Source organism: Streptomyces rapamycinicus NRRL 5491, assembly GCF_024298965.1.
In the GTDB taxonomy this organism is placed as follows: Bacteria; Actinomycetota; Actinomycetes; order Streptomycetales; family Streptomycetaceae; genus Streptomyces; species Streptomyces rapamycinicus.
Window position 1 is genome coordinate 5,701,973 of the sequence record NZ_CP085193.1, and the last position, 12,601, is coordinate 5,714,573.

The 12,601-nt window shown below is 70.3% G+C and carries 19 protein-coding genes; all 19 read left to right on the forward strand.

Annotated features, from left to right (window positions below):
• Positions 1-30: 30 nt before the first annotated feature.
• The 19 genes from LIV37_RS23615 (at position 31) to LIV37_RS23705 (ending at position 12,501) form a co-directional block, all read left to right on the forward strand.
• Positions 31-1,065 (forward strand): hypothetical protein, encoded by a 1,035-nt coding sequence (locus LIV37_RS23615; protein ID WP_020869611.1) that lies wholly within the window; start codon positions 31-33, stop codon positions 1,063-1,065.
• Entirely contained in the window at positions 1,062-1,481 is a 420-nt protein-coding gene (locus tag LIV37_RS23620; protein WP_020869612.1) for a hypothetical protein, read from the forward strand. Before LIV37_RS23615 ends, LIV37_RS23620 begins: the two co-directional genes overlap by 4 nt.
• Entirely contained in the window at positions 1,478-1,981 is a 504-nt protein-coding gene (locus LIV37_RS23625; protein ID WP_020869613.1) for a hypothetical protein, read from the forward strand. The genes LIV37_RS23620 and LIV37_RS23625 overlap by 4 nt, the downstream gene beginning before the upstream one ends.
• Positions 1,981-2,580 (forward strand): hypothetical protein, encoded by a 600-nt coding sequence (locus LIV37_RS23630; protein ID WP_020869614.1) that lies wholly within the window; start codon positions 1,981-1,983, stop codon positions 2,578-2,580. Before LIV37_RS23625 ends, LIV37_RS23630 begins: the two co-directional genes overlap by 1 nt.
• Before the next feature lie 125 nt (positions 2,581-2,705).
• Positions 2,706-2,918, forward strand: coding sequence for a MerR family transcriptional regulator (locus LIV37_RS23635; protein ID WP_121825309.1), 213 nt, complete (start codon positions 2,706-2,708; stop codon positions 2,916-2,918).
• Positions 2,919-3,043: 125 nt separating this feature from the next.
• Positions 3,044-3,316, forward strand: a complete 273-nt coding sequence (locus tag LIV37_RS23640) for an HNH endonuclease (RefSeq protein ID WP_121824587.1) — start codon at positions 3,044-3,046, stop codon at positions 3,314-3,316.
• 6 nt (positions 3,317-3,322) lie between these two features.
• Complete coding sequence (locus LIV37_RS23645; protein WP_020869617.1) at positions 3,323-3,763, forward strand: AAA family ATPase; 441 nt, start codon at positions 3,323-3,325, stop codon at positions 3,761-3,763.
• A 337-nt stretch (positions 3,764-4,100) separates the two neighbouring features.
• Positions 4,101-4,376 (forward strand): hypothetical protein, encoded by a 276-nt coding sequence (locus LIV37_RS23650; RefSeq protein ID WP_020869618.1) that lies wholly within the window; start codon positions 4,101-4,103, stop codon positions 4,374-4,376.
• Positions 4,315-5,844 (forward strand): phage terminase family protein, encoded by a 1,530-nt coding sequence (locus LIV37_RS23655; RefSeq protein ID WP_214663049.1) that lies wholly within the window; start codon positions 4,315-4,317, stop codon positions 5,842-5,844. The genes LIV37_RS23650 and LIV37_RS23655 overlap by 62 nt, the downstream gene beginning before the upstream one ends.
• An 11-nt stretch (positions 5,845-5,855) precedes the next feature.
• Complete coding sequence (locus tag LIV37_RS23660; RefSeq protein ID WP_020869620.1) at positions 5,856-7,007, forward strand: phage portal protein; 1,152 nt, start codon at positions 5,856-5,858, stop codon at positions 7,005-7,007.
• Positions 7,004-7,690: an HK97 family phage prohead protease gene (locus LIV37_RS23665; protein WP_020869621.1), complete on the forward strand. Its 687-nt coding sequence runs from the start codon at positions 7,004-7,006 to the stop codon at positions 7,688-7,690. Before LIV37_RS23660 ends, LIV37_RS23665 begins: the two co-directional genes overlap by 4 nt.
• Before the next feature lie 92 nt (positions 7,691-7,782).
• Entirely contained in the window at positions 7,783-9,000 is a 1,218-nt protein-coding gene (locus tag LIV37_RS23670; RefSeq protein ID WP_020869622.1) for a phage major capsid protein, read from the forward strand.
• A 59-nt stretch (positions 9,001-9,059) separates the two neighbouring features.
• Positions 9,060-9,278, forward strand: coding sequence for a hypothetical protein (locus LIV37_RS23675; RefSeq protein ID WP_020869623.1), 219 nt, complete (start codon positions 9,060-9,062; stop codon positions 9,276-9,278).
• Between the two features lie 12 nt (positions 9,279-9,290).
• Positions 9,291-9,842, forward strand: a complete 552-nt coding sequence (locus tag LIV37_RS23680) for a head-tail connector protein (protein WP_020869624.1) — start codon at positions 9,291-9,293, stop codon at positions 9,840-9,842.
• Positions 9,843-10,310 (forward strand): hypothetical protein, encoded by a 468-nt coding sequence (locus tag LIV37_RS23685; protein ID WP_020869625.1) that lies wholly within the window; start codon positions 9,843-9,845, stop codon positions 10,308-10,310.
• Between the two features lie 26 nt (positions 10,311-10,336).
• On the forward strand, positions 10,337-10,543 hold the full coding sequence (locus tag LIV37_RS23690; RefSeq protein ID WP_020869626.1) for a hypothetical protein: 207 nt from the start codon (positions 10,337-10,339) through the stop codon (positions 10,541-10,543).
• 3 nt (positions 10,544-10,546) lie between these two features.
• Positions 10,547-11,533 carry a phage tail tube protein gene (locus tag LIV37_RS23695; protein WP_020869627.1) on the forward strand — a complete coding sequence of 329 codons (987 nt, stop codon included), beginning with the start codon at positions 10,547-10,549 and terminating at the stop codon, positions 11,531-11,533.
• Positions 11,534-11,542: 9 nt separating this feature from the next.
• A complete protein-coding gene (locus tag LIV37_RS23700; protein WP_020869628.1) occupies positions 11,543-12,040 on the forward strand; it encodes a hypothetical protein in 498 nt (165 codons plus the stop codon).
• Positions 12,041-12,054: 14 nt separating this feature from the next.
• Entirely contained in the window at positions 12,055-12,501 is a 447-nt protein-coding gene (locus tag LIV37_RS23705; protein WP_020869629.1) for a hypothetical protein, read from the forward strand.
• Positions 12,502-12,601: the final 100 nt, after the last annotated feature.

Genomic DNA, 12,601 nt, shown 5'->3' on the forward strand with positions numbered 1-12,601 from the left:
CACGGGGTGGGCCCCGGAAGGACCCGATCCATGAACCGCGAGATCTGGCGGACTCTGACGTCCGCCTCGACCGCCTGGCGGGCTGCGCTGACCATCGTGTCGCTCGCCGCGATCGCCACCACCGGATGGTCCCTCTACGCCGTCGCCCGCCACTACGACGCCCCCGAGGGCATCTCAGGCGCAGCCGTCGCCGTATTCGACGGCGCCGCATACGCCTGCCTCCACCTCTCCAGCGAGGCATCCAAGGCCGGACGCAGCGCCGCCGGCGCCCGCCTGGCCACCCTCGTCATGACCGGCACCTCGGTCTACCTGAACGTCTTCCACGCCGACCTCATCGGCGGCGGCCTCGCCGCGGCCCTGCTGTTCTCCGTCCCCACCCTCGCCCTGCTCGCCGTCTCGGAGCTGTCCTGGGCCGGACCTCGGGCCGAGGCCCGCGCGCAGCTCGGCGAGCGCCCGTTCCGTCTGCCCGCGTTCGGCGGCTGGGCCTGGCTGCTGGCGCCCAAGCTCGCCGGGGCCACTGTGAAGCGGCGCGCGGTCGACCACATCGAGCACGCCGGACAGAGGTCCCCGAAGGACCCCAGTCCCGTCCCCTCGCGCCGTGCGACAGACATCCTGCGGGACCGGTTCGCCGAGATGGACCCCGCTGATGCGATCCGCATCGCCCATGATGCGCAGCCTGATATGCCCCCGCCGGAGCTGGCCGCGCTCCTCATCACCTACGGCGTGATCGTGGACGCCGTCCAGGTAGCCCTCATCCTCAACGGGCGCCCGCCGAGCATCGACCTCGACCGCGACGACGACGGTGATGCGGATGATGCGCATCAAGATGCGCCGCAGGTCCCGGCCCTGCCGCCCGTCACCAAGTCTCAGGCGATCATCGACGCCGCATCACACCTCGGCACCAGCGCATCAGCCGCCGACATCGCGAAGCGCGTCGAGCGCATCAACCGCATCACCGTGGACCCCGGCTACGTCCGCGCCGTCCTCTCCCGCGAGGCGAAGAAGGCCCGCCAGACGCCACAGAGCGACGAGGGCGTGGGCCAGGGCGGGGGCGGCTACGCGTGAACGAGCCCCGCATCATCCCGCCGCCCCCGGACTACGCGCCGACCGTCGGCCGCACCACCTGGTGGGCCAACACCCCGCCCGAGCCCACCGTCATCGTGCTGGCCGCCGAGGAGCCCCAGGAGCAGCCCAAGCGGCGCCTCCTGTCCGACGTGCGGTGGCGCCCCACCGCCGTCCTGTTCGCCCTCAGCCCCGGCCTGTGGTGGGCCCACACCCTCACCGACCCCGAGCTCACCACCGGCGGCGCCTACGTCATCAGCGGCATCACCGTGCTCATCACCGGCGGCCTCGACCACGCCCGCGGCTGGTGGATCACCCGCGTCGCCCTCTACGCCGCGCTCATCGGCCCCACGCTCGCCCTGCCCGGCCGCCCCGCCCTCGACCTCGCCCTCTACCTGATCACCGGAGCCACACCGTGAACGTCACACTCACCGCCGGAGGCATCCTCACCGGCCTCGCCCCCCTCGTCTGGTACGGCGCCCGCTGGGCCAAGACCAACCTCAAGAGCAAGACGAAGAACTGGAAGGAACTCATCCCCCTCGCCTACGGCTTCACCCTCGGCATCCTCGGCGCCATGTGCGTCGGCGGCCTCCTGGGCAAGCTGTTCGGACGCATCCGCCAGACCAGCAACGCCATCGGCAACAAAGGCCTGGGCACCACCACCGGCGCCGCCGATACCGCCGTCGCCGGCGCCCACGTCCAGCCCCTCACCACCGGCGGATCCATCCTCGTCGTACTCGCCTTCCTCGCCCTCATCGCACTCTGGAAGAAGATCAACAAAGACGACATCCGCATGATCGGCTCCGGCGCCTTCAGCGGCTCCACCGTCGGCACCACCGCCGGAATCGGCGGAACCGGCGCCCTCGCCCTCGTACCCGCCGTCAACAGCCTCGGCGACTCCCTGCTGAACAGCATCTGATGGCCACACTCCGCGAGACCGCCAGCCGGATCGAGACCGGCTCGGTCATCCTCGCCCGCCGCATCGGCCACGCCCTCACCCCCGAGGGCCGGCCGGTGCTGGCCATCATCCGCATCGGCGCCGCCTGCCTCACCGTCCCGCCGCTGTACGCCGCCATCGAGCGCTCACCGCTGATCCTCGCCCCGCTCGCCGTCGGCATCTGGTGCCGCCGCGCCTGGCACGCCAGCGCCCCCGCCCCGATCGACCCCGAGCAGACGCGCCGCCAACTCATCAAGGCCGTCCTCGAGCTCATCGGCGACCGACCCGGCATCCACCTGTCCGAGCTCTACCCCCGACTACTCGCCAGCCCCTACGGCGCGCGTCTGGACGAGACCCGGCTGCGCGCCGCCCTCACCGACGCCCGCATCACCATCCACCGGTCCATGCGCGTGGGCGACGTCGAGGGCCGCTCAGGCATCAAGCGGACCGACCTCGAGGCCCTCCTGCGCCCCGCTCCCCTCTCTCCAGTGCCCGACCCCTCTCCAACCGATGGAGACGCAGGTCAGGCCACACCGGAGAGCGGTGGAGAGCGAGCCGGAGAGCGGGCGGAGAGCGCCTGAACCACCCCTCTCGGAAGGGGTTACGTGCACAACTCAACTATCGAAGGGAGGCACCCCATGGGCTACTGCGAAAAGTGCGGATGGTGGACCCTGCCCGGCTGCGGGCACTGAGCCACACTGGCGTCATGGAGTTCATCGTCCCGCCCCTGGGCACCGTCACCACGGACCTGGCCGCCCTCAACTGCGGAGTGCGACCAGCCACCATCCGCGACTGGGTCCGCCGCGGCCTCCTCACCCGCTGCGGCGGCACCCCGAGGCGCCCCCTCTACCGTCTCGCCGACGTCGAGGCCGCCCGCTACGCGGCCAAGCCCAACCGCCCCGGACAGCGTGCCGCTTGACGTGCGACGATCCATGCGCCACGATCTCGGTGAACAGCTGTGCCCAAAACAGGCTGACCAGCGCTTCGAAGGCCCCGACCAGATCACCACCGGCCGGGGCCTTCGCCATGCCCGAGGGGGTGACCATGGCCAGCAACCCCCGCAACGGCCGGCCATACCGCCGCCTGGTCGCCGAGGTAAAAGCCCAGAGCATGCCCTGCTGGATCTGCGGCCACGACATCGACCCCACCCTCGACGCACGCAACACCTGGTCGTTCACCCTCGACCACGCCGTGCCCCTCAGCCGCGGTGGCAGCCTCCTCGACCCCTCCAACGCCCGCTCAGCGCACCGACGCTGCAACAGCGCCCGCGGCAACAGGCTCACCGTCCGCCAGCCCCGAGCCTCCCGCAGGTGGTGACCACACGTGCTGTACGTCGTCACCGGCCCGCCCGGCGCCGGCAAGTCCAGCTGGATCCGCGCCCACGCCAAGCCGACGGACATCGTCATCGACCTCGACCTCATGGCCCTCGCCATGGCCGGCCCCGGAGCCGACCACCACGCCCATAGCGACGTGCTGCTCAAGGTCGTACACCGTGCCCGGTTCGCCGCGCTGAACGAGGCGTACCAGCACCTCGACACCACCGACGTGTACGTCATCCACACACAGCCCAGCCCCAAGGCCCGAGCGAAGTACAAGCGGCTCAAGGGCAAGGTGATCGTGGTCGACCCGGGCCGCGACGTGGTCATGCAGCGGGTACGGGCCATGCGTCAGCCCGGCATGGAGGCTGTGGTCACACGCTGGTACAACCGCCGGCCCAAGGCAGCATCACACGGCGTGATGCCCCAGCGGTCCCGCGACTGGTAACCCACCGCACACAGCGTCAGCTCACGGACCGTGACCCCAGCGTCCAGCATCACCGAGCGCGACCACAGCAGCGCGAATGACCACGACGCGACGGCCTGAACGGAGATCATCCGGCCGAGCGGAGCCCTTCTTTAGTGGGCTTCCCGGGCGACCCAAACGCCCTTGTCGCCCGATTTTTTGCGCGCCGATTTGGATGCGAACTTGACGGCGAACTCACTTCAGAGGAATTAGCGATGTCGCGCTACGTGACATTGATGGTATTACGCTGCGTAATCACCCTATGGGTCACGCTATGTGACGGTGCGTCGGTTACGTCCCGTTGCGAGGGGGTGACGACGTGAGCGACGTGGAGAACGCTACCCGCTCCGAAGTGGATCAGCTCGGAGTCGGCCCGGTCGCGCCGGGGCTGACGGCGGCCGCGGTGGCGCTCGCTCGCCAGCTCGATGACGCCGAGGACGCGAAGGGTGCCGCAGCAGCGGCCCGTGAATTGCGCGCCATCATGTCTGACCTGCGGAAACTTGCTCCAGTGGAGTCGAAGGGGGACGCGGTCGATGACGTCAGTCGTAAGCGAGCCGAGCGTCGCGCCGCTCTCCAGCAGCAGGCCGGTGGGTGACGGGCCGGTATACGGCCATCAGCGCCCGCGGGTCCTCGCTGTGCCCGGGACGTTCCTGTCGAGCGCCGGGCAAGAGGCCGTCGACCTGGCGGCCCGGGCTGGGCTGCGGCTGGATCCGTGGCAGCAGTTCGTCCTCGAGGAGGGCATGGGCGAGAAGACGGACGGCAACTGGGCGTCGCCCGAGGTGGCGGTGAACGTGCCGCGTCAGAACGGGAAGGGCGGGATCATCGAGGCCCGCGAGTTGTGGGGCCTGTTCATCGGCGGCGAGCAGCTGATCCTGCACAGCGCACATGAGTTCAAGACGGCGAAGAACGCGTTCAAACGGATCGAGCGTCTGATCCGTGGATGCCCTGACCTGCACAAACGCGTCAAACGGTACTGGCAGACGGTCGGCGAGGAAGGCATCGAGCTGCACACCGGGCAGCTGCTGCGGTTCATCGCACGCTCGGGCGGGAGCGGCCGGGGCTTCACCGCGGACTGCATCGTGCTCGACGAGGACATGATCCTGGGCGACGACGCCATGGCCGCACTCGCGCCGACGCTGGCCGCCGTCGCCAACCCGCAGACCTGGTATCTCGGCTCGGCCGGGATCGGCCACCAGTCGGTGCAGCTCGGGAGGCTGCGGCGCCGGGCGCTGGCCGCGCTGGAGACCGGCGTGCCGGATCCGACGCTGGCCTACTTCGAGTGGTCGATCAACGAGCACCGCGACGAGTGCGGCCCGCAGTGCCAGGAGCATGACGAGGTGGTGGCCGCCGAGTCGGTCCTGAAGGCGAACCCGGCGATCGGGTATCGGCTCACCTTGGAGAAGTGCGCAAACGAGCGCCTGACCCTGGGGGACACGCTGTTCGGCCGTGAGCGGCTCGGCGTGGGCGACTACCCATCGGACTCGGCGGATACCTGGCAGGTCATCGGTGAGGACGCCTGGCGGGCGCTGGCGGATGCGGCGAGCCGACCGGATGACCCGGTGGCCTTTGCGATCGATACGACCCCGGAGCGGTCGCACAGTGCGATCGGCGTGGCGGGTGCCTCGGGGGCGGCAGTGCACGTCGAGGTGGTGGACCATCAGCCCGGCACGGGGTGGGTGGTGGAGCGGGCGGTGGAGCTGGACGGGCGCCACTCGCCGCGCTGCTGGGTGGTGGACGAGGGCGGCCCTGCAGGGTCGCTGATCCCGGATCTGCGGAAGGCGGGGCTGCTCGTCGTCTCGCCGAAGACCCGGCAGATCGCCCAGGCATGCGGCCAGTTCTACGACGCGGCGGCCGAGCAGGCGATCGTGCACATCGACAACGCGCCGCTGGCGGCGGCTCTGGCGGGCGCGCAGCAGCGTCCCCTGGGTGATGCGTGGGCGTGGGCCCGTAGGGGCGTGTCCGTGGATATCAGCCCGCTGGTGGCCGTGACGCTGGCGAAGTGGGGACTTGAGGCCGAGCTGGACGAGGACGAGCCCGGCGACGTCATGAACAGCGTGTGGTGAGGAGTGGGCGCATGAGCTGGTGGTGGCCATTCCGCCGCAGGGAGCAGCAGCGGGCGATCACGTATCAGGACGTGTGGGGGTCCGGCGGTGACCCTGCCGCGCTGCGCGGAGACTCCCAGGAACGGGCGCTGCGTCTGGCGCCGGTGTACGCGGCGACGCGGCTGCTGGCGGACTCGGTGGCGTCCCTGCCCACCAAGTCCTACCGGGAGGTTGGGGAGACGCGCAGGCCCGTTCCTTCCCCGCAGCTGTTCGTGCGGCCGGCGGCGACGGGCACGCGCTACGACTGGCTGCACCGGGCGATGACGTCGCTGACGCTGCGGGGGAACGCCTACGGGCTGATCGTGGCGTGGGACCGCGCGGGCTGGCCCTCGCAGATCGAATGGCTGCACCCCGATGACGTGAGCGTTGAGGACAACCTCGCGCCCCGTCCGGTGTGGTACGTCCAGGGCCGGCGCCTGGAGGACGGGCAGATGTTCCACGTTCCGGCCTACACGCTGCCCGGCCAGATCCTGGGGCTGTCGCCGATCCGCCAGTTCGCGCTGACCACGGACACCGGGCTGCTGGCCCAGCAGTTCGGGAGGGACTGGTTCGCCAACGGGTCGACCCCGGCCGCCGTGCTGGAGACTGACCGCGAGGTTCAGGCCGAGGCTGCGACCATTCTGAAGGCCCGGTTCAAACAGGCCGCCGAGGGGCGCGACGTCGCGGTGCTGGGACTGGGCACGAAGTACAAGCCCATCTCCGTACCGGCCGAGGAGTCGCAGTTCCTGGAGACCATCAAGGCATCGGCGAACCAGATCGCGGCGATCTACGGGGTGCCGCCGGAGAAGGTCGGCGGGACGACCGGCAACAGCCTCACCTACACCACCGTCGAGCTGAACAGCCTGGACATGCTGACGTGGACGCTGCGCCCATGGCTGGCCCGCCTGGAGGAAGCCCTGTCGCTGCTGCGGCCGCCGGATGAGTCGGTGAAGTTCAACGCGGACGCCATGCTGCGGACCGACACCCTCACCCGCTACCGGGCGCACTCGATCGCCCGCCGGATCGGGCTGAACAGCATCGACGAACTCAGGGCGCTCGAGGACGAGCAGCCCCTGCCGGACGGGCAGGGCCAGGACTACACCCCGCTGGGCGGACTGCCCCCGGACGGAAGCGAGAACCCATGAGCAGTGCCACAGAGCGCCGGTTCACGCGCGGCCTGGTCGAGGTCCGCGCAGCTGGCGAGACGCGCACGATCGGCGGCTATGCCGCGAAGTTCAACATGCTGTCGCGGAACCTGGGTGGATTCGTCGAGCGGATCGACCCCGGGTTCTTCGCGAAGTCCGAGGGCGACGGCTGGCCCGAGGCCATGGCCCGGTACAACCACGATGACAACATGCTGCTCGGCACCACCGACGGCGGGACGCTGCGGCTGGCGGTGGACGGCACCGGGCTGGATTACAGCGTGGATGTGCCGCAGGCGCGGGGGGACGTGTATGAGCTGGTGCAGCGGGGCGACGTGCGCCGCTCCAGCTTCGCGTTCTACACCTTCGCCGACGACTGGGGCATGACCGAGCAGGGTTTCCCGGTCCGGACGCTGCTGTCCGGCCAGCTGGTCGACGTCGCCCCGGTGAACACCCCCGCGTACCTGGACACCTCGACGGGGCTGCGGTCGCTGGCCGAGAAGAGCGGGGCCGACCTCGAAGAGGTGCGCGCGGCCGCGGCCGAGGACGGCGGCCTGCGCCGGTTCCTGGAGCCACCGGCCCCGAAGGTTATCGATCTGGCGCCGAACGGCTGGCAGGGCGACCCCCACCCGCCGCTGGCGCTGCGGCAGCGGCGCGCCGCGCTCTACCAGCGCCGCACCTTCTGAGGCAGGGCGACACCCACCTCGACATCCCTATCCACCAGGCACCCCTCGGCGCGGGCCGTGCGGGTGTCGTCGTCATGCCCAGGAGGGCAACCGTGAGCGACCTCATCAAGCGGCTGCAGGAACGCCGCGCGAACATCTGGGAGCAGGCCAAGGCCCTGCTCGACGCGGCCGAGGGCGAGAAGCGCGATCTGACCGCCGAGGAAGAGACCCAGTACCAGGCGCTGAACGCCGACCTGGACAGCATCGACGGCCGGGTCAAGGACATGGCCGAGGCCGAGCAGCGGGCCAAGGACGCGGACGCGGCGTTCGCCCAGTTGCTCGCCAAGACCCCCGAACCGCAGCAGCGCGGCAGGGCCGAGGACTCCGAGCTGCGCCGGTTCGCTCGCGGTGAGATCCGGTCCATCGACATCCGCCCTGAGGGCAAGGTCAACTTTCGTGACCTGGTCAAGGGCACCGCGACGGCGGGCGGCAACACCGTCCCGACCACGTTCTACGGGCAGCTGGTCGCGCACCTGATCGAGGTGTCCGGCGTGCTGATGGCCAACCCGACCGTGCTCAACACCGCCTCGGGCGAGAGCATCGAGGTGCCTATCACCACCGCCCACTCCACCGCCGCGATCACCTCCGAGGGCGGGGCCATCACCGAGTCGGACCCGGCGTTCGGCAAGCGGACCCTGGGCGCCTACAAGTACGGCGTCCTCATCCAGGCGTCCAGCGAGCTGCTGACCGACACCGGTGTCGACCTCGAGGGCTACCTGTCCATGCAGGCCGGGCGGGCGCTGGGCAACGCGGTGGGCGCCCACCTGGTGACCGGCGATGGATCGTCCAAGCCGACCGGCGTCGTCACCTCCGCCTCGACCGGCAAGACCGGCGGCACGGGCGTGGCCGGTGCGTTCACCGCGGACGACCTGATCGACCTGTTCTACAGCGTCATCTCCCCGTACCGGAACAGCCCGTCGTGCGGCTGGCTGATGCGGGACGCCACCATGGGCGCGGCCCGGAAGCTGAAGGACCAACAGGGGCAGTACCTGTGGCAGCCCTCGATCCAGCTCGGTGTGCCGGACACGCTGCTGGGCAAGCCGGTGTATACCGACCCGAACGTGGCTGCCGTCGCGACCTCGGCCAAATCGGTCGTCTTCGGCGACTTCGCCGCGTACTTCGTGCGCATGGCGGGCGGGGTGCGCTTCGAGCGCTCCGACGACTTCGCGTTCAACACCGACCTGACCACGTTCCGCGCGATCATCCGCGCGGACGGGCTCACCGTCGACCAGACCGGCGCCCTGAAGGTCTTCGCCGGCGCCGCCACCTGATCCCGCCCGGGGCGGCCCTCCGCCACCGCGAGGGCCGCCCCTGCTCGAAGGAGGAGCACATGAAGGTCCGTATGAAGGCGGCCATTTCCGGCACTCGCGACGGCGAGCCGTGGCCCGCGCGGGGCGGAGTCGTCGAGCTTCCACAGGACGAGGCCGAGCACCTGATTGGTGCCGGTCTGGCCGAGGACGCCGCGAGCGGTGAGCCGGTCGAGGAGACCGCCACCGTCAAGGCGGCCCCGGAGACGGCCACGCCCAAGCGCGGCCGGTCCAGCAAGTAGGGAGGGTCCCGTATGGCGCTGCTGACGCTGGACGAGGCCAAGGCGCAGCTGAACATCACCACGGTCACGCACGACGTCGAGTTGCAGGCATACGTCGACTCGGTCACCGCCATGGTCGAGTGGTACGTGGGTCCGGTGGAGAACCGGGCCGTGAGCGAGACCGTCAGCGGGCGCGGCCCCACCTTGTGCCTCACGCACGTCCCGGTTGTGTCCCTGACTTCGTTCACCCCGGTCCTCACCGGCGGCGCAGCCCTCGCTGTCTCTGACGTCACGGTCGACCTTCCGACGGGCGTGGTGCGGCGGCTGAACGGGGCCGCGTTCTGCGGTGGCCCCTGGACGGCCGCCTACACCGCGGGGCGTGGCAGCGTCCCGCCCACCCTCAACCTCGCCGGGCGCATGATGGTGCAGCACCTGTGGCGCACGCAGCAGGGCCCCGGGCGTCCGGGGCTGGGCGGGGCGGACGACTTCGACGTCACCCAGCCCGTGCCCGGCTTCGGCTACGCGGTGCCCAATCGGGTGCTGCAGCTGCTCCAGCCGTACCGGCTCCCGCCGGGGGTGGCGTAGATGGCGACCTCCCGCGTGCCCGCCTCGATCGAGGCGCTGCTGGCCATCTGGCGGGCGGCCCCGGGCCTGGCCGGCGTGCAGATCCTCGACGGCCCGCCGACCGGCGACCAGGCCAATGCGGACTACCTGACCGTGGGCTGGTCTCCCACCAGCGAGCTGGCGGTGGAGTTCGCCCAGGAGTTCAACGCGGCCGGCGCCCGCACCCGGGATGAGGAGTTCAGCATCCTGTGCTTCCTCGACACCTGGACCGGGGACACCGATGTGGCCGCCCGCCGGGCCCGGGCGTTCGAGCTCCTCGCCGTCTGCGAGGAGACGATCCGCGCGTCCAACTCCAATCCGACGGCACCGACGCTCAACGGTGCGGTGCTGTGGGCGGAGATCGCCAGCGGCTCGCTCATGCAGACCAACACCGACCAGGGTGTGCGCGCCGCGATCCCCTTCGTCGTGGCCTGCCGCGCCCGCATCTGAACCACTGCAATGTGAGGAGTACAGCCATGGCGCGTGTGCGCTTCATCGGCTCGGAGCCGGTGACGGTGCCGGAACTCGGCTCCCGGCTCGTCCAACCCGATGAGGTCGTCGAAGTGCCGGACGACCGCTACGAGGGCTACGTCTGCCAGCCCGTCACCTGGGAGTCCGTGGAGGAGCCCGGCACCAGGGCCGCGGCGAAGAAGACCGCGGCCAAGCCGCAGAAGGAGGGCTGATCCATGGCGATCGGATCCGGGCTCGGCGCTCAGCTGGGCATCAGCGCTGAGAGCACGTATGGCACGTTCGTGGCGCCGAGCAAGTTCATCGAGTTCACCAAGGAAAGCCTCGTCCTCAAGAAGACGACGGCCCAGAGTGCGGGTATCGCGGCTGGCCGTCTGCTGGCCCTGTCTTCCCGGCGAGTGCTGACCCGCAAGGAGGTCTCCGGCAGCATCGACCTGGAGGTCACCAACAAGGGCGTGGGCTTGCTGCTGCAGGCGCTCATGGGCACGACCGTCACGCCGGTGCAGCAGGCCGTCACGACCGCGTACCTGCAGACCCACACTCTGGCCGACACCGCGGGCAAGTCGCTGACGATCCAGAAGGGTGTGCCGCTCACGACCGGCACGGTGACGGACAAGTCGTTTCTGGGCTGCAAGGTCACCTCGGCTGAGTTCGCGTGTGAGGTGGGCGGCATGCTCACCGGCAGCTTCGAGTTCGACGGCAAGACGTGTGACGAGGCGCAGACCCTGGCGACCGCGTCCTACCCGGCGATGAGCCCGTTCCACTTCGGGCAGATGGCCGTGAAGACGGGCACGTTCGGCACGGAGACGGCCCGGGACGGCGTGCGCAAGATGGCGGTGAAGATCGAGCGGCCTCAGGCGGTCGAGCGGTTCTATGCCGGGCAGTCGGGGCTGAAGAAAGAGCCCATCTCCAATGATCAGGTGAAGATCACCGGGACCATGGAGACGGACTATATCGACACCGTCCTCGATGACCTGCACACCTCGGACGGGGCGACGTCCCTGGTGTGGGAGTTCATCGGGCCGATCATCGCGTCCACCTACGCGGAGACGTTCCGGATCACGCTGCCCGCCGTGCACTTCGACGAGGGCCCGCCGGTGGTGGACGGGTTCGACGTCATCAAGCCCACCCTGCAGTTCACGGGCCTGTACGACGGGACGAACCTGCCCAAGATCGAGTACATGAGCACCGACGTCACGCTGTGAGGTGACCGAGTGCGCGATGTACGGATCACCGGCACCGGGCAGCTGCTCAACCTGAGCCGGGACCTGCGGCGGGCGGGCGGGTCCCGGCTGCAACGGAACTTCGCCCGCAGGATCCGGCGGGCCGCGGAGCCGCTGCGCGACGGCCTGCAGACCGCGGTCCGCACGGTGCCCATCCGGAGTCAGGGCGGCAGCGGGCGCAGTGGGCCCAGCCCGACGACGCGGCCGCTGCGGGCCACGATCGCCGAGGCGATCCGGATCAGCGTCCGCGTCTCGGCCAATCCCGGCGCCCGGATCTGGATCGACCGGGGAGCGCTGCCGCCGGACATGCGGGCCATGCCGAACAAGATCGATGAGGCCAGGTGGCGGCACCCGGTGTTCGGCAACCGCAAACGCTGGGCCACCCAGTACGCGGCGCCCTGGTGGGACGTGACGATCCGCCGCCACACCGCCCGTATGGCCGCCGAAGTCGAGCGGGTCCTTGACGACGTCCAGCGTGACCTGAGCTGAAACGAGAGAACAACGTGATCATCGTCTACACGCCCGAGGACGGCGAAGAGCGCCGCTGGGACCTGAAGACCGCCCGCATCACGGCCGTCGAGGCCGAGGCCGTCGAGCGGGCGACCGGGCTGGAGTGGGAGCCGGCCAAGTCCAAGGTGCTCAACGGCAGCATGCTGGCGACGCGTGCGGTGGCGTGGGTGCTGATGAAGCGCGACCAGCCGACCCTGCGCTACACCGCGTTCGTGCCCGCGGCCGCCGAGCTCGGATTCGAGTTCGACGCGGAGGAGCTGGCCGCGATCCGCGAGGGCATCGAGACGAACGCCGACCTGGACGAGGACGAGCGCGCGGCGGCTCTGGCCCAGCTGGACGCGGCCACCCCCGGCGAGGACGGGGACGAGACGGCCGTGGAGGCGGACCCGGAGGCGGTCCCAAAAGACTCGGCCGCCGGAGCATCACTCACCGCCGCCTGAGCTACGAGCCGCTGCTGGCGCACCTGCTGCACATCCGCCCGTGGGAGATCGAACTGTTGACCATCGAGCAGTTCGAGCGGGCCATCGCCTGGATCGACGA

Coding starts and splice junctions, on each gene's coding strand:
- LIV37_RS23660 (WP_020869620.1), top strand. CDS start 5,856: ATGAGCTGGTGGTGGCCATTCCGCCGCAGGGAGCAGCAGCGGGCGATC.
- LIV37_RS23695 (WP_020869627.1), top strand. CDS start 10,547: ATGGCGATCGGATCCGGGCTCGGCGCTCAGCTGGGCATCAGCGCTGAG.
- LIV37_RS23630 (WP_020869614.1), top strand. CDS start 1,981: ATGGCCACACTCCGCGAGACCGCCAGCCGGATCGAGACCGGCTCGGTC.
- LIV37_RS23675 (WP_020869623.1), top strand. CDS start 9,060: ATGAAGGTCCGTATGAAGGCGGCCATTTCCGGCACTCGCGACGGCGAG.
- LIV37_RS23685 (WP_020869625.1), top strand. CDS start 9,843: ATGGCGACCTCCCGCGTGCCCGCCTCGATCGAGGCGCTGCTGGCCATC.
- LIV37_RS23635 (WP_121825309.1), top strand. CDS start 2,706: ATGGAGTTCATCGTCCCGCCCCTGGGCACCGTCACCACGGACCTGGCC.
- LIV37_RS23665 (WP_020869621.1), top strand. CDS start 7,004: ATGAGCAGTGCCACAGAGCGCCGGTTCACGCGCGGCCTGGTCGAGGTC.
- LIV37_RS23655 (WP_214663049.1), top strand. CDS start 4,315: ATGACGTCAGTCGTAAGCGAGCCGAGCGTCGCGCCGCTCTCCAGCAGC.
- LIV37_RS23690 (WP_020869626.1), top strand. CDS start 10,337: ATGGCGCGTGTGCGCTTCATCGGCTCGGAGCCGGTGACGGTGCCGGAA.
- LIV37_RS23680 (WP_020869624.1), top strand. CDS start 9,291: ATGGCGCTGCTGACGCTGGACGAGGCCAAGGCGCAGCTGAACATCACC.
- LIV37_RS23615 (WP_020869611.1), top strand. CDS start 31: ATGAACCGCGAGATCTGGCGGACTCTGACGTCCGCCTCGACCGCCTGG.
- LIV37_RS23640 (WP_121824587.1), top strand. CDS start 3,044: ATGGCCAGCAACCCCCGCAACGGCCGGCCATACCGCCGCCTGGTCGCC.